Genomic DNA, 25,692 nt, shown 5'->3' on the forward strand with positions numbered 1-25,692 from the left:
AGCGGAGGAACGCGGCGGGCGCGTTGCCGCCATAAGGTGCGTCAAGCGACGAAGTTCTGAGGCCGCTCGCGCAATGCGATCTGGGATATTGCAGAAGATGCGGGAACGGCTACCCACGGTTGTTTCCATCATCACGATCGTCACGGCCCCGCATGAGGAAGATCCACTCGTCTGTGACGTTACACGCCGCCCTTGCGTTGGCGGCGGCGGTTGTACTTGCTCCTTCGATCTCGGACGCGCGCGTGCGGCAGGACCGGCAATTGTGGGTCAATCTGTCCGCGCAAGGGAAACTCGGCAAGGCACGGGTGTGGACCGCAGAGCTGCACCCGCGTGTCGGGCAGAACCTATCGGGACCATCCGCTCTTCTTGGGCGAGTGGCCGTTGGTTTCGTGGTCAACGAACGTGTGACCCTGCATCAAGGCTTTGTGTATCAGGAGGTCTTCGATGGGCGGCCGCGGAATGAGAAGCGGCCTTACCAACAGGCTGATTTCGATATCGCATCGGGGGGCTGGGGCGCGCTGAAGGGGCGCTTGCGCCTGGAGCAGCGCTGGTTCTCCACCGGATCGGACATGGGGCTGCGATTTCGCGAGCAGATCCGGTTCGAAAAGGCGCTGAGCGACGTCGAAAATCCGCTTACTGGCATCTTCACGGCAGAAGCGTTCGTGAATGTCCTGACGACCGATTATGGCGCGCGCCGTGGCTTCGAGACCGCGCGCCTGTTCGGCGGCGTTCGGATCCCGCTGGCCGATCAGGCGCTCGAAGCGGGCTATCAGGCGCAGATCACCGCGCCGCCCGGCGGCGACACGCGGGTGGACCACATCCTGATGCTCACCTTTCGCTTGAAGCCTTGATGGTCCAAGCGGAGGGTGCGTGGCTCACTTGCGCCAGGCGGGAGGTGACGCGGCGACGTCGCCCGGCCCGCTGTGCGGGATGGTCGAAGGAATAGCGAAGCGTTGTGCTCAGGCGCCGCGAAGCGCTTCGACGCGGGGGCGCTCTTCCTCGGGCACCAGCCCCTCCAGCACAGCCCAGAAGCCGCTCACCGCGCCTTGGCCGGCTTCCGAATAGGCCGCGGCGAACCGTTCGCGCAGCGCATTGTACAGATCGGCCTCGAAAGCCTCGCCCTCCTTGGTGAGCCGAAGCAAGCGCTGGCGCCGATCGCGCTCGCCCGGGCGGGCCTCGACATAGCCGCGCTCCGACAGTTCGCCGAGCACGCGGCCGAGCGATTGCTTGGTGATGCCGAGCAAGGCGAGGAGATCCGACACGGCCATGTCTGGCTTGCGCGCGATGAAATACAGCGCGCGGTGATGCGCGCGGCCCATACCCTTGCGCGCCAGCCCGCGGTCGATCGACCGGGTGACGTGCGTGCTTCCGAAATAGAGCAGCTCGATGCCGCGCCGAATCTCAGGCTCGCGTAGGAAAAGGGGCGATGCGGAGGAGGGGTTGGCAGCCATGTTGACCGGCATTGCCATCCGCCCTACCCGACCGCAACCCTCTCAACGGCGCGGAAGGCCGCGCCCTCCAGGAGCTTTCCCTTGTCCACGCGCGCGCCCTTCGTTTTCGAGCCAAATTCCGCTCCGGTTCCGGCGAGCGAGCGGGCAGGGCGGATCGCGGACCCAGCGTTCGGCCGCGTCTTTACCGATCATATGGCAATGGTCCGCTGGTCCGACGACAAGGGCTGGCATGATGCCAAGATCACCGCGCGCACGACGCTGACGGTCGATCCGGCAACGGCGGTGCTTCATTATGCGCAGGAAATCTTTGAAGGGCTGAAGGCCTATCGCCATGATGATGGCAGCATTGCGCTGTTTCGCCCTGCCGCCAATGCTGCGCGTTTCCGCGACTCCGCGCGCCGGATGGCGATGCCGGAACTGCCCGACGACCTGTTCATCGGCTCGATCGAAGCATTGGTGAAGGCCGATGCGGACTGGTTCCCCTCGGTCGAGGGTGGCTCGCTGTACCTGCGCCCGTTCATGATCGCGAGCGAGGTGTTCCTGGGCGTGAAGCCGGCTGGCGAGTATCTCTTCATGGTGCTGGCCTCCTCGGCAGGTTCCTATTGGAAGGGCGGGGTGCGCCCCGTGTCGCTGTGGGTGAGCCACGATTATTCGCGCGCGGCGCCCGGCGGCACCGGCGCGGCGAAATGCGGCGGCAATTACGCGACCAGCCTGGTGGCGCAGCAGGAGGCGATCCGTCGCGGTTGTGACCAAGTGGTGTTCCTTGATGCGACCGAGCGGCGCTGGATCGAGGAACTGGGCGGCATGAACATCTTCTTCGTGTTCGAGGATGGCTCGATCCAGACGCCGCCGCTGACCGGCACGATCCTGCCCGGCATCACGCGCGATTCGATCCTGCAAATGGCGCGCGACGCGGGCCTGACGGTGCGCGAAGAGCTGTATTCGATCGACCAGTGGCGCGCGGACGCGGAAAGTGGCCGCCTGACCGAGAGCTTCGCCTGCGGAACGGCCGCGGTGGTGACGCCGATCGGCAAGGTTGCCGGCCCCGATTACGCCTTTACCATCGGCACGGGCGGCACGGGCCAGACGACACAACGCTTTCTGGATGCGCTGACCGCAGTGCAGCGCGGCCGCGCGCCCGATCCGCACAATTGGCTGCACCCGATCGCTTGAGGTCATTGCACTTCGCGCCGGCTCGTTATAGGGCCGCGCGCTCTGCTGGGGCGTCGCCAAGCGGTAAGGCACCGGTTTTTGGTACCGGCATTCACAGGTTCGAATCCTGTCGCCCCAGCCAGCTTTTATTCGTTAGTGAGCGCGATGGCGGGGGGCTGACCCTCGCTCGGCCCGCGGGATGCGCCGCGGGTGGGACACGCGCCCGATGCGGCCAGCTGCACAGGATTCCGGAAACGAGGCCCCGCATCCCCGCCTGCCCGAAGCGCGCGGGTGGGAGTTGTTGAGACGCGACGGTCCCAGCGAAGCGCCCTGAAAGACGTCCGTGCCCTTCACACATTGGAATATGCCGCGGGCGACATTCTTGCGCGGTGACTGTTCAGCGACCGCCGCCGGCGAGGTATCGGAGAGCCCTGAGGTTTGTCGCGCGCGAAGGCGGAGCCGGTACGTCGAAGCCTACTATTCGAAGATTCTAGAAATATAGTTTGACGGTGCGTTGCGGCCCGCTATGACAGACCGCATGGACGTCGATCAGACAGCAAGCGAGCAGCAGGACTGGGCGGTGGAGGCGCTTCAGGCGCTGGCGCACGGCACGCGCCTGTCGGTGTTCCGGCTCCTGGTGAAAGCCGGCAATGCCGGGCTGATGGCGGGCGAGATCGCGCAGCGGCTTGGCGTGCCGCCATCGACCATGTCGCACCATCTAGGTTTGCTTGAGCGCGCACGTCTCGCCACGTCCGAGCGCGAAAGCCGGGTCATCCGCTACCGCGCCGACTATCACGGCATGCGCCGGCTGATGGCGTTCCTGATGGAGGATTGCTGCCAGGGCGATCCGCTTCTCTGCGCCGATCTTGTCGAAACGATCGCCTGCAGCAACTGATCGCCGCCGCCGGGAGGGCGCAATGTCTGTCCGCGCCAAACCGGCGAAGCGCTGATGAACCACAGGGGGCAAACCCGCGCCGAAAGCTGGCCGAAATCGGCCCGAGTGGAGGCGTGAGCAAGAAGGCAGAGGCTGATGAGCACTGACATCGTGATTTATCACAATCCCGAATGCGGCACGTCGCGCAACGCACTGGCGATGATCCGCAATGCCGGGATCGAGCCGCATGTGATCGAGTATCTGAAGACGCCGCCCTCGCGCACGATGCTGGAGAGTTTGATCGCGCGCGCGGGCATCGGCGCTCGCGCCTTGCTGCGCGAGAAGGGCACGCCCTTTGCCGAACTTGGCCTGGGCGACGAGAGTCTGGACGACGCCCAGCTCATCGACGCAATGATGGCGCACCCCATCCTGATCAACCGTCCGCTGGTGGTCTCGCCGCTCGGCGTGAAGCTGTGCCGCCCCTCAGAGGAAGTGCTCGACCTCATCCCCGAAGAACAGCGCGGTGCCTTCACCAAGGAAGATGGCGAGCAGGTGATCGGCGCCGACGGGCAGCGCGTGCGCTAACGGGAGAGGCAGCGCCATGTCTGAACGATTCGCCGCGCCCGCTCCAGCCGAATCGGCACTGGGCACCTTTGAACGCTTCCTGTCCATCTGGGTGGCGCTCGCCATCGCCGCGGGCATTGCGCTGGGCCTTGTGGCGCCCGGGCTGGTGGGGCAGCTTGCCGCCTTCGAATACGCCTCCGTCAATCTCGTCGTCGCGGTGCTGATCTGGGCGATGATCTATCCCATGATGGTCGGCGTCGATTTCGGCAGCATCAAGGGCATCGGCAGGAAGCCCAAAGGGCTGGTCATCACGCTGGTGGTGAACTGGCTGATCAAGCCATTCACCATGGCCGCGCTGGCCGTGCTGTTCTTCGACTATCTGTATTCCGGCCTGATCCCGGCTGCAGAGGGGGATCAATATATTGCCGGCCTGATCCTGCTGGGCGCGGCGCCCTGTACGGCCATGGTCTTCGTGTGGTCGCAGATGACCAGGGGCGACCCGGCCTATACGCTGGTGCAGGTCTCGGTGAACGATCTGGTGATGATCGTCGCCTTTGCGCCGATCGTTGCGCTGCTGCTGGGCGTGACCGACATTGCGGTGCCGTGGGAAACGCTGCTGCTGTCGGTTGGCCTGTATGTTGTGGTGCCCTTGGTGGCGGGGGCGATCACCAGGCGGACGGTCGTGTCTGGCCACGGGGGCGATGAAGCCGCCGTTGATGCGTTTACCGCGCGGCTCAAACCATGGTCGATCATCGGCCTGTTGGCGACGGTGGTGCTGCTGTTCGCCTTCCAGGCACAGACGATCATCGGCAATCCGCTGCTGATTGTGCTGATCGCTATCCCGATCATCATCCAGTCCTACGGCATCTTCGCGCTCGCCTATTTCGCCGCCAAGGCGTGGCGCGTGCCGCACAATATCGCGGCGCCGTGCGCCATGATCGGTACGTCGAATTTCTTTGAGCTCGCCGTCGCGGTGGCCATCGGGCTTTTCGGACTCTCGAGCGGCGCCGCGCTGGCGACGGTCGTCGGAGTGCTGGTTGAGGTTCCGGTCATGCTGACGCTGGTGGCTTATGCCAACCGCACGCGCGACCGCTTCCCTGCAGCCTGAACAGCGAGACCATGACCAGACTTCGCCATGTGACCGATCCCGATCACTTGCCGGCGCTGCGGGCCGAATACGTCCATCAGCGCCCTGCGCTGGGGCTCGGCACTTTCGATCCGCCGCCGCGCATTCTGCTGCTCTACGGGAGCTTGCGCGAGCGTTCCTATTCGCGGCTCGCCGTAGAAGAAGCCGCGCGGCTGCTCCAATTCTTCGGGTGCGAGACGCGCATCTTCGACCCATCGGACCTGCCGCTGCCCGATCAGGTGGCGCGCGACGATCATCCCGCGGTGCATGAGCTGCGGGAGCATTCGCTCTGGTCGGAAGGGCAGGTCTGGTGCAGCCCCGAGCGGCACGGGCAGATCACCGGCATCATGAAAACGCAGATCGATCACCTGCCGCTCGCCTATCAAGGCCTCCGGCCGACGCAGGGCCGTACCCTGGCAGTGATGCAGGTTTCGGCTGGTTCGCAAAGCTTCAACAGCATCAACACCCTACGCATCCTCGGTCGCTGGATGCGCATGTTCACCATCCCCAATCAGTCCTCCATCGCCAAGGCATATGAGGAATTCGACGAAGCGGGCCGGATGACGCTGTCGAGCTATTACGACAGGATCGTCGACGTGATGGAGGAACTGGTGCGCTTCACCGTGCTCCTGCGCCCGCACGTCGAGCAACTCACCGACCGTTATTCCGAACGCAAGGACCGCGCGGCGCCGGTGGCGACCCATGTGGAACGGGCGAAGCTGGCAACAGAGGACTGAGCCAGGTCTGTGGCGGCAGCTTGCGACCTGCCCGCTGCCCACGGGGACGGTCGCGCTCACGACGTCAGGTCACTTCAGGTCCTGTGGCGCTGTGGCCATGGGGCCGAACACCAGCCGGTCGATGATGTCGGCGACCGCCGCGGCGTCCTGTGGCCAATCTTGTTCCAGCCACCAGCGCAGGATCGTAAGCGTCGCAGCGACGCTGTGTACGACGCCCAGATCGCGTGGAAGCCATCCCGGAAAGAGCGCGTCGGCAGAGTTCGCGGCTGCGATGGCGCGCGCGGTGATGTCACGACGCATCGCGTCGCCGGCGCCGATGAGCAGGGCTTCGCAGAGCGGACGCCGCGCCTCCACGAACCGGGTCAGCGCCAACGCCGCCGCGCGGGAGGCGTTTGCCAGCACGAGTGGTGCGATCAGGTGGAGAAGCTCGCCAATCAATTGGTCCGCAATCTCCGCCAACAGCGCCTCACGCGTCGGATAGTGGCGAAAAAAGGTTGCGTAGCCAACGCCGGCGCGCGTGGTGATCGCGGCGACGGTCACCTCCTCGAACGGCATCTCCGAAACGAGATCAAGCAAGGCCGATTGAAGCGCCTGGCGTGATTTGATGATCCGCGCGTCGCGGCGCGGCTCCCTTGATTTGGCGGCTGGCCTCGCCACTTTATGATCCATAGTGTATCATAATAGGCGTAGCAGATGACTGATCAAGCGATCCTTAGTCGTTGCCCTCTCTCCACGCAGGACAGCCGTAAGTCAGCCGCCGTTGCGCAAGCGGGGGGCGGCGTGGCGGGCATGCGCGTGGTGCGGGACTTCGCTGAGGCGCGCGGCCTCCTGCGCAATCCAGATGCGCGGCAGGCGGGGTTTCTCGCCGATCTGGTCAACAAGGTGTCGCTGACCCGCGCACCGATCCTCTACCAGCATGGGGCGGAACATCGCCGCCAACGCGGCGCGACCGCGCGCTTCTTCGCACCCCGCGTCGTGACCACCGCTTACCGCGCGCTGATGGAGCAGACCAGCGACGAGCTGGTGGGCCGTTTCAGCACCACCGGCAGTGCAGACCTCGACGAGCTCGGGCTCGAAATGGCGGTGACGATCGCGGCGGAGATCGCCGGGCTGACCGACAGCGACCGGCGAGGGATGGCCAAGCGGCTCGGCGCGTTGGTCTCCGGCATGCCGCGGGGAGGATCACGGCTCGCAACGATTCTCGGCTTTGCGCGCGGCCAGGCACGATCGCTGAACTTCCTGTTGCGCGACGTCAAACCGGCGATCGCCAGCAGGCGGAAGCAGCGGCGCGAGGACGTGATCTCTCACTTGCTCGACCAGGGCTATTCGGAACGCGAGATCCTGACCGAATGCCTGACCTATGGCGCCGCGGGGATGATCACCACGCGTGAGTTCATCACCATGGCGGGCTGGCACCTGCTGGAGAACGACGACCTGCGCGGGCGATTCCTGGAGGGCGACGAGGCATCGCAGATTGCGATCCTGGAGGAGATCCTCCGCCTGGAGCCAGTGGTCGGCGTCCTGTTTCGCAGGCTCGATGCCGATGCGACCGTCGTCGCGCTCGACGTGCGGGGGGCGAATGCCGACGAGACGGCCGTCGGGGCATGCCCGTACAGCCTCGATCCGGAGCGGAAGCTCGCCGACAAGGTCGGGAGGGCCGGGCTTGCCTTCGGTGACGGGGAGCATCGCTGCCCGGGCGCCCAGGTCGCGTTGCAGGAGGCGGCCATCTTCCTTGACCGGCTGCTGCGCGTGCCGGGCGTCCGGCTCGAGCGAGCGCCGGACATCGGGTGGAATGCGCTGATCGCCGGCTACGAACTGCGGAGGGCGAGACTTGCTTGCGGTGCCGCGGTGTCGTGATCGCGGGTGTTCATCGGGCCTGGCTGGTCCACGTTGCGCCGCCGCTACGGTTGGCAAGCGCCTCTCGGCGGAAAGAGCATGGTCCGACAGCTTGATCGGAGCGCCTCGACTTGAAGTTGGCCGCTCAGCGCGCCGTTCGTGTGTTCGCGTCGATGCCGGCGCCGGGCACATAAGCGTCGATGAGCGCGCCGACGTAATCGGGGCTCTTGGCCGTGAGATTTTCGTGCGGACGGCCGGGCGCGTAGATGAAGCCGTGAACCTTGTAGATCGTGCCGCCAAGCCCGTTTGAGTCGCGGAACCAGACCTTCACCTCGCTCCAGTCATTGTTCTTGCTCACATCAAAGACGGTGACGTCCTGCTCGGCATGTCCGCGTTCCCCGTCGAAGCGGGACCAATTGGCGTGGGTGAGCATCAACACGCGGGATTCGACGGTGCGGCTGACCACCGCGACATGCCCCAGGGGAAGCCGGCTCTGACGGGCAAACGCGATGACGGACCCCACGCGCGGCTGCTCGCCCCGTTGATAGCGATCTTTCGCCTGATCCCACCAGGTCCAGGCGTCGCCATAGATCTGGATGCCTGATGCCTGACGCGCGAATGGGACGCACTGGCCGACATAGTCGAGCAGCGAGCGAGCCTCGGCTGGCCGACCCAGGAGGCACGCGAATGCCGTTACAAGAGCAAGAGCAGTGTGCTTCATCACGTCCCGGCTTATCTCCGACCGTTGATCAACCAGTTGCCGATGCGGGTTAACACCCCGTTACTGCTGCCGTTAACACGGTGGGCCGTCCCGGACCTGAACCGATGGGCTGTAAGTGCCTGTTCCGATGCAACCACTTTGGGGAACGTGGCTGGCGATGTGTTCGGGACATTAAAGAATGCAGGCCAAATGGGGCGGCCGGAGTTCTCCTCCGGCCGGCCGGTACTTGGACTTACAACAGGAATGCGGAGGCGCTGAGATGGTCCACTCCAAGCAGCGAGATGCTTAGATCCGCGACGCCGTCGCCGGTCATATCGGCCATGCACACCACGCCATCGGCGGTCCGTTCATAGCGCAGCTCGCCGGCCTTTTTCGTGAAGGCGCCGGTTCCGATGAAGCGGAAAGCGTCATTGAAGTCCGTATTGAGGTTCGCATCCATCAAGGAGAGCGAAATTCGATCGCCCTTTTCGAAATCGACGATCACATCACGGTCACCAAACGATTCGTCGCGGAACAGGAAGGTGTCCGCGCCAGGGCCGCCGCTCATGCGATCGTTACCCGCGCCCCCCTCGATGATGTCGGCGTCCGCGCCGCCCCAGATGCGGTCGTTGCCTTCGCCGCCGATGAGGGTGTCCGCACCAGTGCCGCCGTATAGCATGTCGTTGCCGGCACCGCCGTTCAGGCTGTCCTTGCCGGCGTCGCCGTAAAGCCAGTCGTCACCTTCGAGACCCTGCATCGAGTCATTGCCAGCGCCGCCAAACAGCTTGTCCCCACCGGCCGTGCCGACCAAGCGATTGTCCAGGGCATTGCCGTAACCGGTCAGGCCGGGCGCGAGCAGGCGCAACGTCTCGACATTGTCGGGCAGTGTGTAATCGATCGAGGCATAGACGGTGTCCGTGCCAGCGCCGCGCGCCTCGACGACCAGATCCCGCGCAGAGTGGACGAAGTAGACGTCGTCACCCGCGCCGCCTTCCATGCGCGTGTTTCCGTCACCGCCGGTCAACTGATCATTGCCTTTTCCGCCGAGGAGGATGCTGTCGCCGAATGCGGCAGCCTTTAGGCGATCCGCCCCGTCAGTCCCGACGACGCGGGTGACCGGCACTGGCGGTGGGGGCAGATCGGCGAGCGCCCGGAACTCATCGACAACTTGGCTGAGAACTGGCGAATCACCCGCAGTTTTGACCCAGGCGGCGTTGGCTGCGAGCCAATCGCCGACAAAGGCGCTGCCCTGATCATAGATTGCCTTGGTAGCCTTGTTGCCACTGGGCGGCGCAATCGTCTTTCCGTCGATCACATACACCTGCGCGACGTTGCCGGTCATGGCCGTCACATCAGCGATGCGGATCCACGAGGCCTGATCGAGATACCCGGCAACGATGTTGTCATTGACCGCCAGGCCATCGGCGCGTTCGACGTGGATGCCGTTGAACATCCCGCCAACCACCAGATTGTTGGAAATCGACACGTTTTTATAGGGCAGGACATTCGTCTCATCGCCCATGAAGATGCCCTGGATTGCGCCGCCGTTGCCGCGATGAACCACGTTGCCGGTGATGGTGATGTTCTCGGCACTCACCTTCTGGTTGGCGGTCCAGAACTGGATAGCGTCCGGGTGATCGCCCGCGGCCGGATGGAAGTTCGTGAAAACGTTGTCGGCGATGAGGATGTTCGAAAGGCCGCCGCCGTGGAAACCGTCGGCTCGCAAATCGTGGAAGTAGTTACCCTTGACCGTCACGCCCGTGTTGTCGAGCATGTTGATGCCGTAGCGAAGGTGCGTGATTTCCGAATTGGTGATCGAGACATCCCGGCTGCCGCGCACCATGAAGGGATTGGACTGATAACCCAGCTCGCCTTCCTGCCCGCGGATCACCACGCTATCGAAGCTGACCTTTGCCGCATTCTTGATCTCGAAGTCATATTGCGTCGACCAGTCCTTGTCCGCGAAGACAACATTGCGGAACGTGACGTTCTCGACGCCGAAAGCCTTCAGACCGTTGATCTCGGCGGGCTTGTCCGGCGTGGCGGAGGTGATCGTGACCGGTGCGGCGAACTTGATGTCGCGCAGGACGACCTTGTCGTAATTGCCCGCCGCGAGCGCGATCGTGTCGCCAGCGCGAGCACGTGTCGCAGCCGCCATCAGTTCCGCTGACGTGGAGACGCTAATCGTTGCCATGTGAAGTTCCTGCTTGAGATCCCGCGAGATCACGCGGGCTTCCAACGCAGTCAGTGATGCGGCAGGAGCCTTGATCAAAAGATTAATAAATAGCTAAGCACTAATACTATAGCGGACCGATCTATAGACGAGTTTGATAAACGCGGGCGTAGATCGGCGGGTATGCATCCATTATGGATGTAAATTGCGCCATTCAAGGTTGAGCGCCAAAGGAAACGGCGTACGGATTGTTGCGGAAACTGTGACGATGCATGGGCTGGAGCATTACTTCCCGGCTAAACTCGGTGGTGTTGCGCTTCGGGTGTCGTGTTCGTCATGCTGGGAGGGACGCGATGCCAAACCGTTGGGCCTGTATCTTCGTGTACGCGATGATCGCTGCGTCACCTTCTGCACACGCGCAGCAGCCGGCTTCCGCCGGCAGCGAAATGCCGTCCGATCAGCGGCCACCTTATGTCCTCGGACGGGGTGACGTTGTCGAGACCGCGGTGATCGGGCGGACCGATTTCGACGCGCGCGTGGAAATACAGGAGGATGGCGCCGTTCTGTTGCCGTTCGTGGGCGCAGTGCCTGCTGCCGGGCGGACCCCTTTGGAGCTGCGTGACGACTTGCGCGCGCGACTGATCCGCGGGAGCTTCCTGGAAAACCCGATCGTAACCGTTTCGGTCGCGACCTTCCGAAGCAGGTATGTCACCGTTTTGGGTCAGGTCAATCAACCGGGCATCGTGCCGATCGACCGGGATTACCGCTTGTCGGAAATCGTTGCACGCGCGGGCGGTGTCAGCGCGTCAGCGGATACCATCGTGCTGACGCGGCCTGACGGATCATCACAGGCGGTCTCGCTGCGCGCGATCGCAGCGGCGCCGGTGACGGAGGATCCACAAGTAGGCTCGGGGGACAAGGTGTTCGTGGCGGCGCCGGCCACCTTCTACATTTACGGGCAAGTAAATACGCCCGGGGCGTTCGCACTTGATCGGCCCATGACGGTGCAGATGGCGCTGGCGCGCGGCGGGGGACTCACCGCGCTTGGCTCCCCCAAACGCGTGAAGCTGGTGCGCGCGGGGCGGGAGGTAAAGGTCCGCCTCAACGAGGAGCTGCGGTCCGATGACGTGCTTGTCGTCGGCGAGCGGTTCTTTTGATCGGGGGGCGGCAATGACTCCTGTGCAACTCCTGCGCATGCTGCGCGCGCGATTATGGCTGATCGTAGTGATGGCGGTCGCCGCCGGCATGGCGGGGGCCGTTGCGGCCAAGTGGATGCCGACGCGCTACGAATCCCGGTCGCGGATCGTTGTTGATATGCTGAAGGCCGACCCTGTCACCGGCGAGGCTCTGCCGCCCCGAACGCTGGAGACGTTCCTCGCCGCGCAGGTGGAGCTGATCCGCGACCCGCGCGTGACCCGGCGCGTGGTGGACCATTTCGACTGGGCGCAATCGCCGGCTCTCAGGGCTGCGCACCAGCGAGCCGTGCAGGCGGGAACAGGGCTGAGCTTGCGAGATTGGCTGGCCGAGGATGTCTCGCAGCGGACGCGTGCGACCCTTACCCGCAACAGCCCGATCCTTGAGATCACTTACAGTTCTAATGTGCCTGAAACAGCGCGGCGCGGGGCGGATGCGGTGCGTGACGCCTTCATCGCCGAGGCGCTCGACACCAAACGCCGCGAAGCTGCGCACAACGCCGTCTGGTTTGGCGAACAAGTGAAAGCGCTCAAGGCTCGGTTGACTGCCGCGGAGCAGCGCAAGGCGAGTTTCGAACGCGCCAACAACATCGTGCTCCAAGACGATAACGTCGATGCGGAGTCTTCGAAGTTGCGCGCCTTGGCGAGTAGCGCCCCGGCGGCACCTGCACTGGCGGCTGCTCCCGCGGTTGCGCCTTCGTCGACGCAATTGGCGCAGGTGGATGCGCAGCTTGCTGCCGCACGGCAGTCAATGGGCCGCAATCATCCGCAGATCATCGCCATGCAGCAGCAACGCGCCGCTTTGTCGGCCGCAGTTAATCGCGAGCTGGCCGCCTCGCGGACGGCGGGCCGCGCCTCTGCTGGATCGGCACATGCGGATTTGGGCGCTCAGACGCAAAAGGTCCTGGCGCAGCGCGGTCTGGTCGACGAGGCGCGACGCCTCGCCGGCGACGTGACCGTGCTTCGCGAACAAGTGGCAAAAACGATGCAGCGCGCCGCGGATTTCGAGCTTCAGGCGCAATCCACGGAGGCCGGCTTTCGCAAGCTTGGGGCCGCAGGACTTCCGCGCGCACCCGTGATGCCGTCGCGGTGGCTGTTGCTGTTGGCAGGGCTAGCTGTAGGCGCGGTGGCGGGCCTAGTAGTGGCGGTTCTGCTCGAACTGCTGCGGCGGCGGGTTCGTGGCCCTGAAGATCTCAGTGCGGCGGGTCTGCCGGTAATCGGCTCGCTTCCCCGTCCGGCGCACCGCAAGCTCTGGCCGCACGGTCTTCCGTTCAGCTTTGCTCGGAGGGTTGCTGCGTGAGCATGGTAAGCGGCGGGTCGGCAGCGGCTCGCGATAATCGCGATGTCAGGCCGGACGGGCACTTGGCGGCGTTGCACAGCACCGGGGCAAGTGCGAATCACGATCACAGCAGTGCGGGGGCGGTGTCCTGCGGAGTGATGCCGGGCGAGCCGACTCCAGTGAAGCCGGGGGAATCGATCCCAGTGGAGGCGATCCAGCGTGAGGACGGTCTTGCTTGTCCACCCGCTGGCGAGCTTCCTTTCTCCTTTTCGCGCCGGCTGGTCTGTCTCTCCGCGCCGGACGGGGCGGCTGCGGCGAGTTATCGCTCCCTGCAAACGCATCTGTTCGCCCGGCACGTGGGCGAGGGGCGCCGGGGGCTGGCGCTTTGCTCACCCGCCGCGGCGACGGGCTGCACAACAGTCGCCGTGAACCTTGCCATCGCTTGCGCACAAGCGGGGATCAACACCGTGGTGGTGGATGCCAATCTGGTTCGGCCAGCTGTCCATGATTTTATCCGTCAGGTGACGGAGGCGGCCGGGCTGACGGAGATGTTATCGAACGATCCGGGCAGCCAGGTGGATCAGATCTGCCGGGACGTTCGGCCGAACCTGTCCGTGCTCTTCGCGGGGCGCAGGTCGGGTGGAACGCAGACCTTTGTGGCGCAACGACGGCTCAAGGAAGTGGTTGATCATTGTCTGCGATCATTCGACTTCACGATTATCGACGCGCCGCCTGCGAGTGAGGGGACGAACGCCCGCCATGTTGCGATGCTCGTCCGTTACGCCATGATGGTGGCGAGGCGCGATGTCACGATGTTGGCGGACTTGAAGAAGGCGGCGGATGACCTTGTCAGCGATCGTGTGAAGATCTTGGGCAGCTTCTTGACCGACTTCTGACGAATGCAACTTGGGCGACGAACGGGGCAGCCGTTCGCGTACGAGGTGTGAAGTTGGCGAGCGCCGCCAGTATGGCTTGCGGCATGAAGAACCTGGCGCTCGCGCGCAATCTTTTGCCGGCGATGGCGCGCTTGCCGTGGAGGTAACGGAACCTGCCAGTGTCGAGCGTGATCGTGATCGCCGTGCTCCCCCGGTAGACGGCCAACGAAGTCGCTTCAATCAGGGCCGACACTCAACCGCTGTGAGTAGTTCTTTCTTAATGTTTCGCGCAGGGTGTTGCTCCTCAGACGACAGCCATCGGCGATCATCATACGGTCAGGACCGCTAAAGGTGAGACCGCAACCGATCGGAGGTGCCGAGCGAAGACTGATTGAGCGACGAGTCCTCGTCGTCGAACGATCAGAAGGCGGTGTCTGCGGTCCTTCCTAACGCAGCCTTGAAGGCCTCAATTTGATAATCGAGGGGTGGAGCGGACATGTGTTAGCCGACTTTGCGATGATGTATGCCGCTCCGTGACTTCGGTCGGCATTGCAGGCGGTATATTTGACAGAGCGCTTGGGCGAGACGGGCCTGCTCAGAGGCATGCGGAATTACCGGCCACCCTTAGCGGAAGACTATCATGACGACGCAACGTGCCGGAGGTGCACCGCAGGGTGTGACACTTGGGTAATGGGCGCAACTGGCGACTGAATCGACCGATCACGGTGGCAGCTACGAATTTCGACGCCATCGTGGATGCGAACGGTGATCAGTAACGGTTCTTCGCGACCGCCCGAAGACAAGGAAGTATACTGGCCCGGCAGCGCCGCTGACCGGCTGCCAAGCGCAGTGGTTCTCCGGAAATTGCAATCGCGACCCTAGAAATTTCAGAGACGCTCGGTAGGCTGAGGCTCCCAGTCCTGAATTCTGCCCAAAACATCGCAACGAACCCGTGAGATACGATAGGCATCAGTACAGGCGCCGAAGCCGCCTCGTTTATACTGGAAAGGTTTAAGAAGCGGCGTGAGGCAGGAAATCAAAACTAACGATGCCGAGCCGTGTTAGCACTTGTGCTCACTTAGTACCTGCTGCATCTCTCAGCAACGATTGCTGATCCAAGTCGTCAGCGATCATCTCCCATGTTTCGGTGCATCAACCCGATCCAGAGATAGAGTGGCACGCCATCGTCAGAGAACCGCCATTCACTCAAAGGATCGTCAGCGGCGAAAGATAACAAGCGATACTGGCCCATGAGATCGGCTAATGTCTCATTTGTCTTCGCGGCGTTCCCGTGGAACAGTGTATTTAGTTCACGCTCCATCTCCGCCACGGGAAGGCGAAAGCTGTTGGCCAGTGCAACTTGCGCAAGGCGACACAGGGCGCGTTGATGCCCGTCGCGAATGGCATGCCTCAGACATTGTCGTATATCTGGTGCGATGCGCAGGTCGAGGTGATCGAGGACCTGGGCGATGCCGCGATCTACGTCTGAATGATCGATGGTTACGGATTCGCGGTCAAGTGCAGCGAAGCCGGCGTGCTGCCCCACGAGGTTGGCGAGATAGGGAAGGCCGAGCGCTGCCAGGCTGATAAGCTGCGAAGCCTTAGGAGTGAACGTCATTCCGCTCGCTTGCTGGCCGTTGCTGATCAGTTCGGCGATCTCCTCCGGGCTCATATTGGGCACGAGCAGACCGAGGATATTGCGTCGGATCGACGGGACGTGCTCGACGATTTCGGACAGATTCTGAGCGACGCCGGCGATGATCAGCTGCACGCGGCTACCGCGATCGGACACATTCTTGATCAACTCGGCAATGGATTGGCGAAAATCGGCTTCGATCGTGCGATCGAACTCATCGAGAACGATCAACAGCCGGGTACCCGCGATTTTGCCAAGGAGATCGCTGGCCCGGTCCACCGTCACGGGGCGGTCGTCGAGCAGATCGGCGAAGGTCAGCCCTTCCTCAATCTCCGAGGCGGCGGGATCATGATTGGCGTGGAATAGCAGGGGGACGTCGGCCATCACGGAACGGAACAAGCCATCAAACGTGGTCCGCTCCCCACAGGAAACGTACCGCACCAGGTAGCGCGACTCCTGGGCGATGCCGCACAGCGCGTGGAGAATGGAGGTTTTGCCGATTCCGCGCGGGCCGAAGAGCACGACGTGGAGAAATTGGTCCTCGACCGCACGGATGATGGTTCGCAGCAGGTTTGTCCGCCCTGCCAGCATCGCAGGATCCATGATGGGGCGGGCGGGGGTGAATGCCTGGCGTAACTGAAGCCGAATGCGGTCGTGGAGGCGCGTGCCGGCAGGGAGCTGATCAGCAGCTGTTCCGCGGAAGCGGGGCAGGGACCCATTTTTGACGCTGACCGGGGCAGGGCGCGTGACGGCGAGGTCCGCCACGTTGACCGTGTGTTGGTCGCCATCCTCATCCCTGTTGCCGAATAAGGAAGAAAACCAGTTCATCTTGCATCCTTCGGACAGCCTGGATGGGTCATGGGTCCGGCGAGCACCAACGGGCAATAGAATGCATCCAGCTTGGCGGTATCTTCGACCAATCAGGCGCGATGTGAGCGACGCCGGAGAGATGAAGGGAGCCGGGCAGTGTAGGGGAGGGCCGACACGTCGAGCCGGGCAGCGCACTGCAGGAGCAGCATCACCGCAAGCGGGACAAGGAGCAGCCAGGCGTAGCCGCTGCCCCAAACGATCGTCAGGGCGGCAGCCACGCAGAGCGTCAACGACAACAGGAGCCGGTTGTAGTGCGCGCCGCTGATGCCGGCGCGCTGATGCGCAAGTGCGCCGGCCGCAACTGCGCCCGCGATTTCGGCGGCAATGCCAGCGACGATCATCGCTTCGATCGTGCCGGTGAGCGCGGCGGCGGCGACGGCCGCGGGAACGCCGAGTGCTCGTACAAGGTTCGCGTAAAGCGGGTTGCGCGTTTCGCCGTGTGCCATGGCCGCAATCGCCGGCATGGCTCGAAGCAAGCGCAGCGCATTCATGCAGGCGAGAGGCGCGAGGAACGCAGCCGCTGGCATGAACTTACTGCCGAAGAGAAGGGCAATGACGACATGCCCGAACAACAAGCTGCCGAGCACGGCGGCAAGGGCGGCTACGGCGGTGGCGTTCGATCCGCCATCGTAGATGCGCTGAAATGCGCCGGCTTCGCCTGCCGTCCGCGACAAAGCGGGCAGCGTTATGGTCTGGAGTGACTTCACGATCAGGTTTGCAGGGGTGAGCGTCAGCATCACAACCGCGCTGAACCAGCCGAGGGCGGCGGGACCGAAGCGGTGGAGAACGATGATCCGGTCGCCGTTGAGGATTGCGAACATCAGCAGGCCATTCACGATCAGCGGCCAGCCGAAAGCCGCGACCGCTCGCATCACCGCCCGGTCAAAGGCAATGCGGAAGATTGGCCGCACGTTAACGTGGGTGAGTAACATTGCCGCCGATTGCTGAGCAATGATCGCCACAAGCGCGGCGCGGTGATCCCCCAGCCACCAATAAGCGGGAAAGACGGCGAGAAGGCCGACCGGCTGCGACAGCATGGACCGGAGGACCTGCGGCCCGAACCTGCCTTGACGCTGCATTCGGAATGTCTCGAGGTTAACGAAGGCATTCGCCAGTGGAACCAGCGCCAGCAGCAGATAAGCGGCGGTCATCCCCGGTGTGCCCATGATCAGCGCGAATGGATAGGCAAGCGCGGCAAGCAGCGGTGCGGCGACGAGACCGACCGCGATCTGCGCGCCATGGAGGCGGCCCACGAACGCCGGGTCGTCTGAACGTGCGTCTTGCACCACCAGCCGGTTGAGCCCGACGTTTTGAAAGGTTTCGATCATCGTCATCAGGATCGAAAAGGTCGCGGCCAGCCCGAATTGTTCGACTGGCAATAGCCGCGCGAGGATGATGTTGCGGATCAGGACCGCCGCGACATCAACCACATTGGCGACAAGGACCATGGCACCGGAGCGGAGCATCAGCGAAGATACCTTCTCATCTGGTGTCCGTTCAGAACCCGAGCCGACGCAGGCGAGCGTGGCGGCTTTCCGTAGAGGGGTGTTCCTCATCAACGACCGGCGGGGTCTTCGCCTCGCCGTCATCCGTGCGCGCCATCCACGCCACCGCTCCCAGCATGAACATCAGCCAAATGTAGCTGTTGTTCCACAGATGGACGCTGACAGCGGCGATCATCGTGGCGACCAACGAGAATATCACCGCCAGGCGCATGTCTCGGCCCTGCTGATCATCGTGTTTGTAGCGAGTGATGCGCCAGATCGTCAGGAAGAAGGCCGCGGCAAGGAACAAGAAGCCCGGAAGGCCATAACGGTACGCGATGACGAGCCAGAAATTGTCCATGCTGGCATGCATGAACGCGGGCCGCTCCCAATCGTCGGTGCCATGGCCGAACAAGGGCGCATCCATAACGGCAGCGGAGCCGAACTGCCAAATGAGGATCCGATTGTACGAGCTTTGCGCGCTGAACGTCGCGTAATCGACGAACAGGTGAAACGGCGTGCGGTTCGACAGGAGATCGGCGGTGACGTAAAGAATCACCACCAACCAGATGAGGATGGTCCAGCGCTTCTCTACCGAGCGCAAGGCGGCGTTCCACAGTGTCAGCCCGAACTGAATGTTCATGCTGAGGAGCGCGCCCGTCGAAAGCGAGGTCATCGCGGCAAGGACCACCAATGGTGCGGCAAGCCATCGCTTCCATCGGCCTTCCGTGCCATCGAACATGAAGATCACCGGGGAGAGCAGCGTGGCGACAAACATGCCGAGCAGGATAGGGTGTTCAAACACACCCTGAGATCGCTGAAAGCCCCAGCGGGGATCCATTTGAGTAGGCACGAGCGTCTTGCCGAAGACTGCGGCGGCATTGAGAAGCGACTTGGTGCCCGTGAGCGATTCCCAAAGTAGGAACGGCAGCATTAGGGCAACCCCAATTACTGCTGTGCCGAACACCAGCCGGGTGGCCGCCGCGTTCTGAACAAGCACACGTCCCGCGAAGTAAGCGCCTGCCGTCTGAAGGAGGATGACCCCAGCGGGCTCAAGCGCTTCCCCGACATCCAGTAAGATGAGACGCGTGAGAAAGGCCCAGCCGGCGAAGGCGAGGACAAGTGTGTCTGTCGCCGTGCGTGCGCCTGCGCGGCCAGCGATCCAGAGTGCGAGCGAAGGAATGAACCCCAGCGCGAGGTATAATAGCGTGGGCGTAAGGACGACCGGCCCCACAAAAAAGATGGACGGCACGAATAAAGTCGAGACGAACAGCAGGATGGCGACCTTGGTTCGTCCGGCCAGCTGCGGCGCTGGCGCCGACGCGGGGGCGCTTCGCTCATCAGAAGCGGAGATCGGTGGAGCGGGCACGGGAACGCGCACGAGACGCCCATGACGGACTGCCACCTTCGCGCGCGGTGACCCTCCCCGCATCGTCACGCGGCCATCAGCCAAGACCGGCATCAGCGATACGTCTTCTATTCGAAGTGGCGCGCTGATCAGGCAAAGGCCTGGAACCAGCGTTTGACAATTACCTTCAGATTGAAGCGGTCCACGTCGATTTGACGCTTGGCGGGAATGCCGCCGATCAGGCTAGCGGCGACCGAGAACGTCGAGTGGCGCGAGTGGATCAACCAATCGCATGCCGCGAGCGCGAACATGTCGATAACGGCATTCTCGGCCTCCCGAACCGGATCGGCCATCTGGGTTCCGGCGTAATGAAGCGCTTGTCCGTCCTTCACCAACTGCTTGTCGATCGTGAACACGCGCTTGAAGCGGGCGGTTAAATAGTTCTGCGCCTCGGCACTGTCCGTCGCGAGGAAAATGTCGCTGGCAGGCGAGCGCGCGCGCAGCCGGGTGAGCGCGCGCTCGATCTTGGCAAGCGGCACCTTGCGATCCGTGAAACGGATGTGGACGCCGATGACCGGCCGCCGCCGGCCGGCGAAAAGGTGACCGATCGTCTGCCGCACCCGATCATTGGGGGTGAAATAGCGGTGCAGCATATCCTGGGTGATGACGTCCGGGTTTCGCTCGTCAAACCGGCGATCAGCGCGCAGGCGGGAGCGGAGACGGGCAAGCTTGGGCAGATAGGACCAGAAGACGCCGACCGGCTCAACGGGATCGGCACCCGATAGGGGGACGGAGAGACGCCGGTAGATGAAGGGGCTGGAGTGCTTAGTCGGGAAATGGCGGGCGATGATGCTGACCGGTTGCTCGGCCAAGCGCCCAGCCCAGAGCGCGGGTGCTACCGATCGGCTATCATCAAAGAGGGCGGGATCGATGCCGGTGGGATCGCGGAATAGCAGCGGGTAGAGGTTGGTACCCTCCGGTACGTACAAACCGTCCCGCCAATCGATCACGGGCGTTCGGTCGCTGAGTTGCGCCAGGATCACACCGGTGACGGCGGCAAGCATCCGGTTGCCCAGCCCGCCCTTTGCCTTGATCAACAGTATGCGCGTATCAGCCTGCGGCGTGTTGCTCACCGCTGCTGGCGACGTGTCGTTCGCGGGCGTCAGCCGCGCGGATGGGCGGGCGTCAGAGGCTATCGACATGGCGGCGGAGACTTTCGCTGTAACGATTGAGGGCGCGGCCGGCTGCCCAAGTCTTGAGTGCGGCCGCACCGTCGTCCGAGCGGGCCGGCACCACCTGATTGCTGCCCAATGCCCTGACGCGCTTATTACCGACGAGATAGATCGGCGCTGTGTTGTTGCTGAGCCGGGCGTGACTGTTGACCCGTATCCAGCTCTTCTGATCGGGATAAGCGGCAACGGTGTTGTTGTTCAGGGTAAGCGATGAGGTGTCGGAAAGAACGGCGATCCCGTTGAACATGCCGCCGACGACGATGTTATCCTGAAGCAGGACGTTCCTGTACGGGAGATTGTCTGTTTCATCGCGCATGAAGATGCCCTGCATGGGCTCCCCGCGGCCGCGGTGGATGACATTGCCGATGATCTTGATGTCGTGCGCGGCAGCCTTCTGACGACTGGTCCAGAACTGAATGCCGTCGGGATGATCGGCTGCGTTCGGGCTGAGGCCAGTGATGTAGTTGTAGGCGATCACCACGTTGGAATTTCCGCCGCCGCGAACCGCATCCATGCGCAGGCCGTGGAAATAGCTTGATGTTACGGCCACGCCGTTGGTGTCGAGAAGGGACACGCCGATGACCGCATTGGTGAATTCAGAGCGGGTGATCGCGGCGTTCGTGCAATCGCGTAATTGCATGATCTTGTCTTCGGCAAGCCCGGCCGGACCCGCCCGGCCGCTGGCGAGGACATGACTGATTGTCAGATTGCGCGTGCCGTGAAACAGGAAATCTTCCTGCACCGCCTTGCCGGATCCGCGCAGAACGAGGTTCCGGAACGTGAGGTTTGCGCCGCCGCGTAGGTTGACGCCCGTCAATGTCGCGCGGCGTGCGGGATCCTGTGAGGTGATGACCACCTCCGATGCCGGCGCGATGCCGCGCAGGGCAAAGGGAGCGTAATCGCCCGGCGCCAGCAGGATGCGTTGTCCGCCATGCGCGTGGCGGAGGGCCAACACTAGCTGTGGCGAGTTGCGTACGATGACGTGCCTCGCCGCTGAGGGCGCTGGCACCGCTGAAGCGGCAAAGAATGCCGCGGCACATAGCGCAACTGCGGCCGAAACGGAGCGAGTTGAAGTGATCGGCATGGTCCCCCGCGGCGTGATGCTGCACCACCCCAGATACCGCGCACGGCAGGTGCTGCGGGAACAGTTGGCGCAGAAATGGACCAGCCTCGGTTCGCGCGGCAATCAGACAGGAGAGAGGTGTGATCACGGGGGTGCTATCAACAATGCTGGAGCGGCTTTATGCGGCGGGTCGGCTGCGCGGCAGGGTTCTCCGGTTGATGCGCCGCTGGGACGGGGGCGAGATGCGGTCGGTCCGGCTCCGGTGGCTCTTGCGGCTGCATCACGGCGTGACGATTGGCGACTATTCCTATGGTGCGATCTTGCGGCCTGGCGTGCTGCCGCGGGGCTCAGCGGTGGGCCGGTGGTGCTCCGTTGGGCAGGAACTGATCGTCCGGCGGCGGGATCATCCGATCGAGCGGGTGACCCAGCACCCGTTCTTTTACAATGCGAAGCTCGGGCTGGTGCCGCGTGACACGATTGGGCTGGACGAGGATAATCCGCTCAGTATTGGCCACGACGTGTGGATCGGAGACCGAGTCACCATCCTGAGCGGTTGCCGAAGCATCGGCGATGGAGCGGTACTGGCGGCAGGCGCCGTGGTGACCCGCGACGTGCCGCCGTTTGCCATCATGGGCGGCGTGCCGGCGCGAATGCTGCGGGCGCGCTTTCCCGAGCCGATCGCCGAAATGGTCGCGCAATCGCAGTGGTGGGAGTTTGACCTGGAAACCGTTTCCGGATGGCGTCCGCTGCTGTTTGAAGCACTGACGGAACAGAGCGCGGCCGGCCTACTGGCGCGGTGCGAGCAACTGCGCGGTAGCGGAGGAGCTGACTCTCGCTGCTCGACCCTGCGTCATGAAGCGCCCGATGAAACGGGCGGCGTTTCGCGCAGTTAAAGCTGTTTAGATGACCTTGAGCCGTGCGCCCTGAACCTGTCGAGGCCGTGCGGCAAGCGCCTCCCCTTAGGGCACGCACTTCGACAAGCTCAATACGAACGGATTTTCAACTCATAGCGGTTCGAAACTGCCCGAGGGGGGCGAGCGTTTCCGCTCGCCCCGGAGCAGCGCTTATCGCGTTTCCATCCGCAGCCCGACGCGGAACTGACGGCCGAGCAGATCCGAATAGGTGCTGTTTGCGGCGAGCCCCGTCTCTGGCAGCAGGAGCGGCCAGCGATCAAAGATGTTCGTCACGTTGATGAAGAACTGCGCATTTGCGTCTCCGAACGTCACCTTCTGCGTCAGATTGAGGTCGGCATAGAACAGGCCGGAGACCCGGTTGTTGTCATAGGTAGGCGCGTTGGGAGTGGAGAGCGGGCAACCCGAGGTGCACTCGATGCCGTTCGCCACATATTTCCCGGCGCTGATTCCGCGACCCACGGCGGTGATCGCGAAGTCCGGCGTGTCATAGGTTACGCTGGCCCGGTAGATCCACTTGGGCGTGCTGGCCTGCCCGCCGTTCACGCCGACGGTGTTGGTGATCGCGGCGCCCGGCACGCCGGTATCGAGGATATTGTCGATATAGCGCGTCGCGACGCCGCGAAGCGTAAAGTTGCCGGCAGAATCAGCAAAGAAGCGGCTGAGCGGGACGCGGTACGACGCGTCGATGTCGACACCGCGGACCGTCTGGCGAGCGGCGTTGAACGGCGCGTTGCGGACCAGCTTATACGGCTGGCCGGGTGTTGAACGCGTGGGGTCGTCTGAAATGGCGTTGCACAGAGCCTGATTTCCATTGAAGCACAGATCGAAGATGCTTTGTGCGCTGAAGACCGCGATGCCATCGTCGATCTGGATGTCGAAGTAATCGGCCGATAGTGCGAAGCCGGGCAGGAAGCGCGGCGTCAGCACCACGCCCGCGTTCCACGAGTCGGACTTTTCCACGCGCAGATTGGTATTGCCCGTCACGAAACCCGAATAGCCGAAGGATGCGGGGCCGTTTGCCCCGTCCGTGGTGTAAGCAGGGTTGCGCACCGAGTCGCTATTCGCCGCGCCGCCCTGATAGAGCTCGTTAAGGTTAGGCGCGCGAATGTCTCGCGAGCGCGTCACCCGAACGCGGAAATCGTCTATCGGCTGCCATGTCGCGCCGGCTTTCCAAGTCGTGACATAGCCGGCTGTTGAGTAATCGGTGGCGCGGACCGCGCCGTTGAACTCAAGCCCGAAACCGAGCGGCACCACCGTTTCGAGGTAGACTTCCTTCACATTATAGCTGCCGTTGGTCGGCAGGTAATTGCCAACCGACCAGGCGTTCGACGTAGTGGGTCGGCCCTGTGCATTAACGCCGATGGCAGGTTGGAACTGCGTGGGAACGAAGCCGCGGATCTTTTCTTCGCGATATTCCGCGCCTGTCGCGATGCTGACATCCCCGGCCCAGGTGCGGAACGGCGTGACCGAGACGTTGAAGGCAGCATTGTACTGCTCGATTACTTCCTCGCGGTAAGGATCGCCCAAAACATAGGCGAGAGCGGCGGGGCTTGCGACGCCGGTGCCCAGACGGTTTAGCGGAACGCAGGCCGCATCATTATTCGTCGCGACCGTATCAACGTTGATCAGGCACTGGATCGAGCCGGCGGCATAGCCGCTGCCGGCCGGGGCAAAGGCAGCCGCGGTCGCATTGTTCATGCGGGCGATGTTCATGATGTTGCGCAGCTGCTGGCGCAGATCGGCGCGGCCATATTGACCGTAGATGTTCCAGACCGCGTTCTTGCCGAATACCTCTGCGGTGCCTTCGGCGCCGATGGCGTAGCGCTGTACCTCACGCTTGTTGTCGGCGGCGCGGAAGGGCAGGTCAGCTGCCGACGTGCCGATGGTGACGCCGGTCACGCCGGTGAGCGCTGCCGGCCCAAGCGTGTTGTACAGGAAGGCATTGCAGGTCACCGGCACCGGCACGGTGGTGCAGCCAGTGGCGTTCAGCGCGACGCCGGTGGCGAGGTTCGGGCCGGCGTTGAAGAACACCTGCTGCCAATTGTACGAACCCTCAGCGAAAACCTCGATATCATCGGCGATCTCATAGCTTGCACGGGCGAACAGCCCGCGGCGATCGTCACGTGGATCAAGGCCGATCCGGCGCCCGGTGTCGTTCACTTGCCAGCTGCCACCCTGTGTCAGCGAAGGCGGTGCCGTGCCGGTCGGCGACGGGAAGGTGAGGGCGCCGAACTGATATTGCTGAACCGCGCCATTGTATCCGAAATAGGTGCCGCGAAGCTGGTTCGGGCGCGTTCCGGTCGACGCCGTGATGATGCCGCCGGGCGTGGAGCTCGCGGCGCCCACCTGACGGCGGATAAGGAATTGCGGCGTAGTGCTCGTCGCCGTCCAGTTCGGATCCTGGATGCGGACAAAGCCGGTGGCGTTCCATTCCCGATCGATGTCAAAGATGCCGTCGCGATGCGCGAGCTCGGCGTTCACAAGGAAGTGGCCGCGACCCTCGCTGCCCCAGGCGAGGCCGCCGGTCACGCCGAAGGAGTAATTGGCGCCATCGCCCTCACCGGTGATGCCGCTGTCGATCGCAACCTTGAGGCCGGTATATTTCTTGTCGAGAACGAAGTTGACCACGCCGGCAACCGCGTCCGACCCGTAAGCGGAGGAGGCGCCGCCGGTCACGACCTCAACGCTCTTCACCAGCGCCTGCGGGATCGTGTTCACGTCCACAAGACCAGTAACCGTCGACGCGACCGAGCGGCGGCCGTCGAGCAGCACCAGGGTGCGCGACTCATTGAGGTTACGCAGGTTGAGCGCATTGATGCCCGCCTGCCCACTGGAGAGGTTCAGGCGCGAATTGGCGGGGCGCGTGGAGCCGGCAAGGGCCGGCAACTGGTTCACGAAGTCTGCGATATTGTTCGAAGGGGAGGAGTTCTGGATCTCCTCCTGCGTCAGCACCGTAAGCGGCGTCGGCGCTTGGAAGCCATCGCGCACGATGCGCGTTCCGGTGACAACTACGTCGGGGCCATTGCTGTCGTCGCTGGTGCCCGGCGCGGGATCGCCGATCTGCGCGGTGGCGGTGTTTGATGGCTGCGTTTGAGCCTGAGCCGGCGCGGCAAGCCCCGCGGCCAGGGCGATCAGCCCCGTCGTGCCGAGCATTGTCCTAGACAAGAAAATATCACGCATGTGCC

At 63.5% G+C, this 25,692-nt stretch carries 21 protein-coding genes and 1 tRNA gene; 12 read left to right on the forward strand and 10 right to left on the reverse strand.

The features are described 5' to 3' along the window. The first annotated feature begins 173 nt into the window (after positions 1-173). Positions 174-851 (forward strand): DUF2490 domain-containing protein, encoded by a 678-nt coding sequence (locus SPMU_RS03895; protein WP_169715625.1) that lies wholly within the window; start codon positions 174-176, stop codon positions 849-851. A 108-nt stretch (positions 852-959) separates the two neighbouring features. On the opposite strand, the gene SPMU_RS03900 is transcribed toward SPMU_RS03895, so the two are convergent. After that, entirely contained in the window at positions 960-1,469 is a 510-nt protein-coding gene (locus tag SPMU_RS03900) for a MarR family transcriptional regulator (RefSeq protein ID WP_245832732.1), read from the reverse strand. 63 nt (positions 1,470-1,532) lie between these two features. Here SPMU_RS03900 and SPMU_RS03905 point away from each other — a divergent pair, with 63 nt between their 5' ends. The 6 genes from SPMU_RS03905 to arsH all read left to right on the forward strand — a co-directional run bounded on the left by SPMU_RS03905 (position 1,533) and on the right by arsH (position 5,904). Continuing rightward, the gene (locus SPMU_RS03905; protein ID WP_088332102.1) at positions 1,533-2,624 is read left to right on the forward strand and encodes a branched-chain amino acid aminotransferase; all 1,092 of its coding nucleotides are present in this window, start codon (positions 1,533-1,535) and stop codon (positions 2,622-2,624) included. Between the two features lie 46 nt (positions 2,625-2,670). Continuing rightward, positions 2,671-2,745, forward strand: a tRNA-Gln gene (locus SPMU_RS03910). Positions 2,746-3,129: 384 nt separating this feature from the next. Beyond that, complete coding sequence (locus SPMU_RS03915) at positions 3,130-3,498, forward strand: ArsR/SmtB family transcription factor (protein ID WP_245832738.1); 369 nt, start codon at positions 3,130-3,132, stop codon at positions 3,496-3,498. Positions 3,499-3,633: 135 nt separating this feature from the next. Beyond that, positions 3,634-4,062 carry an arsenate reductase (glutaredoxin) gene (arsC, locus tag SPMU_RS03920; RefSeq protein WP_088332106.1) on the forward strand — a complete coding sequence of 143 codons (429 nt, stop codon included), beginning with the start codon at positions 3,634-3,636 and terminating at the stop codon, positions 4,060-4,062. 16 nt (positions 4,063-4,078) lie between these two features. Further along, the gene (gene arsB / locus SPMU_RS03925) at positions 4,079-5,149 is read left to right on the forward strand and encodes an ACR3 family arsenite efflux transporter (RefSeq protein ID WP_088332108.1); all 1,071 of its coding nucleotides are present in this window, start codon (positions 4,079-4,081) and stop codon (positions 5,147-5,149) included. Positions 5,150-5,160: 11 nt separating this feature from the next. After that, positions 5,161-5,904 carry an arsenical resistance protein ArsH gene (gene arsH, locus SPMU_RS03930; RefSeq protein ID WP_088332110.1) on the forward strand — a complete coding sequence of 248 codons (744 nt, stop codon included), beginning with the start codon at positions 5,161-5,163 and terminating at the stop codon, positions 5,902-5,904. Positions 5,905-5,973: 69 nt separating this feature from the next. Here the strand turns inward: arsH and SPMU_RS03935 are convergent, their stop codons facing one another. Then, positions 5,974-6,561 carry a TetR/AcrR family transcriptional regulator gene (locus tag SPMU_RS03935; protein WP_169715626.1) on the reverse strand — a complete coding sequence of 196 codons (588 nt, stop codon included), beginning with the start codon at positions 6,559-6,561 and terminating at the stop codon, positions 5,974-5,976. Between the two features lie 36 nt (positions 6,562-6,597). On the opposite strand from SPMU_RS03935, the gene SPMU_RS03940 reads away from it, so the two are divergent. Next, positions 6,598-7,761, forward strand: coding sequence for a cytochrome P450 (locus SPMU_RS03940; RefSeq protein ID WP_088332113.1), 1,164 nt, complete (start codon positions 6,598-6,600; stop codon positions 7,759-7,761). 124 nt (positions 7,762-7,885) lie between these two features. On the opposite strand, the gene SPMU_RS03945 is transcribed toward SPMU_RS03940, so the two are convergent. Further along, a complete protein-coding gene (locus SPMU_RS03945) occupies positions 7,886-8,461 on the reverse strand; it encodes a CHAP domain-containing protein (protein WP_088332115.1) in 576 nt (191 codons plus the stop codon). A gap of 232 nt (positions 8,462-8,693) precedes the next feature. After that, positions 8,694-10,634, reverse strand: a complete 1,941-nt coding sequence (locus SPMU_RS03950) for a right-handed parallel beta-helix repeat-containing protein (RefSeq protein ID WP_140418400.1) — start codon at positions 10,632-10,634, stop codon at positions 8,694-8,696. A gap of 332 nt (positions 10,635-10,966) precedes the next feature. Between SPMU_RS03950 and SPMU_RS03955 the strand changes: the two genes are divergently transcribed. From SPMU_RS03955 to SPMU_RS03965, 3 genes are all read left to right on the forward strand, one after another. Next, on the forward strand, positions 10,967-11,770 hold the full coding sequence (locus SPMU_RS03955; RefSeq protein WP_169715627.1) for an SLBB domain-containing protein: 804 nt from the start codon (positions 10,967-10,969) through the stop codon (positions 11,768-11,770). A gap of 13 nt (positions 11,771-11,783) precedes the next feature. After that, on the forward strand, positions 11,784-13,106 hold the full coding sequence (locus SPMU_RS03960) for a Wzz/FepE/Etk N-terminal domain-containing protein (RefSeq protein WP_169715628.1): 1,323 nt from the start codon (positions 11,784-11,786) through the stop codon (positions 13,104-13,106). 158 nt (positions 13,107-13,264) lie between these two features. Beyond that, on the forward strand, positions 13,265-13,981 hold the full coding sequence (locus tag SPMU_RS03965) for a CpsD/CapB family tyrosine-protein kinase (RefSeq protein WP_140418401.1): 717 nt from the start codon (positions 13,265-13,267) through the stop codon (positions 13,979-13,981). Between the two features lie 1,102 nt (positions 13,982-15,083). On the opposite strand, the gene SPMU_RS03970 is transcribed toward SPMU_RS03965, so the two are convergent. The 5 genes from SPMU_RS03970 to SPMU_RS03990 all read right to left on the reverse strand — a co-directional run bounded on the left by SPMU_RS03970 (position 15,084) and on the right by SPMU_RS03990 (position 21,482). Beyond that, on the reverse strand, positions 15,084-16,424 hold the full coding sequence (locus tag SPMU_RS03970) for an nSTAND1 domain-containing NTPase (protein WP_088332125.1): 1,341 nt from the start codon (positions 16,422-16,424) through the stop codon (positions 15,084-15,086). 92 nt (positions 16,425-16,516) lie between these two features. Next, positions 16,517-17,932, reverse strand: a complete 1,416-nt coding sequence (locus tag SPMU_RS03975; RefSeq protein ID WP_169715629.1) for an oligosaccharide flippase family protein — start codon at positions 17,930-17,932, stop codon at positions 16,517-16,519. Between the two features lie 31 nt (positions 17,933-17,963). Beyond that, positions 17,964-19,319, reverse strand: coding sequence for an O-antigen ligase family protein (locus SPMU_RS03980; protein WP_140418402.1), 1,356 nt, complete (start codon positions 19,317-19,319; stop codon positions 17,964-17,966). Positions 19,320-19,447: 128 nt separating this feature from the next. Further along, positions 19,448-20,500 carry a nodulation protein NodZ gene (locus tag SPMU_RS03985; protein WP_088332131.1) on the reverse strand — a complete coding sequence of 351 codons (1,053 nt, stop codon included), beginning with the start codon at positions 20,498-20,500 and terminating at the stop codon, positions 19,448-19,450. Beyond that, positions 20,484-21,482, reverse strand: a complete 999-nt coding sequence (locus SPMU_RS03990; protein ID WP_169715630.1) for a right-handed parallel beta-helix repeat-containing protein — start codon at positions 21,480-21,482, stop codon at positions 20,484-20,486. Before SPMU_RS03990 ends, SPMU_RS03985 begins: the two co-directional genes overlap by 17 nt. Before the next feature lie 251 nt (positions 21,483-21,733). Here SPMU_RS03990 and SPMU_RS03995 point away from each other — a divergent pair, with 251 nt between their 5' ends. Next, positions 21,734-22,486 (forward strand): CatB-related O-acetyltransferase, encoded by a 753-nt coding sequence (locus tag SPMU_RS03995; protein WP_140418403.1) that lies wholly within the window; start codon positions 21,734-21,736, stop codon positions 22,484-22,486. A 171-nt stretch (positions 22,487-22,657) separates the two neighbouring features. Here the strand turns inward: SPMU_RS03995 and SPMU_RS04000 are convergent, their stop codons facing one another. Further along, on the reverse strand, positions 22,658-25,687 hold the full coding sequence (locus SPMU_RS04000; protein WP_245832740.1) for a TonB-dependent receptor plug domain-containing protein: 3,030 nt from the start codon (positions 25,685-25,687) through the stop codon (positions 22,658-22,660). Positions 25,688-25,692 lie beyond the last annotated feature (5 nt).

The sequence above is a fragment of the Sphingomonas mucosissima genome (assembly GCF_002197665.1).
GTDB classification, from domain to species: Bacteria; Pseudomonadota; Alphaproteobacteria; order Sphingomonadales; family Sphingomonadaceae; genus Sphingomonas; species Sphingomonas mucosissima.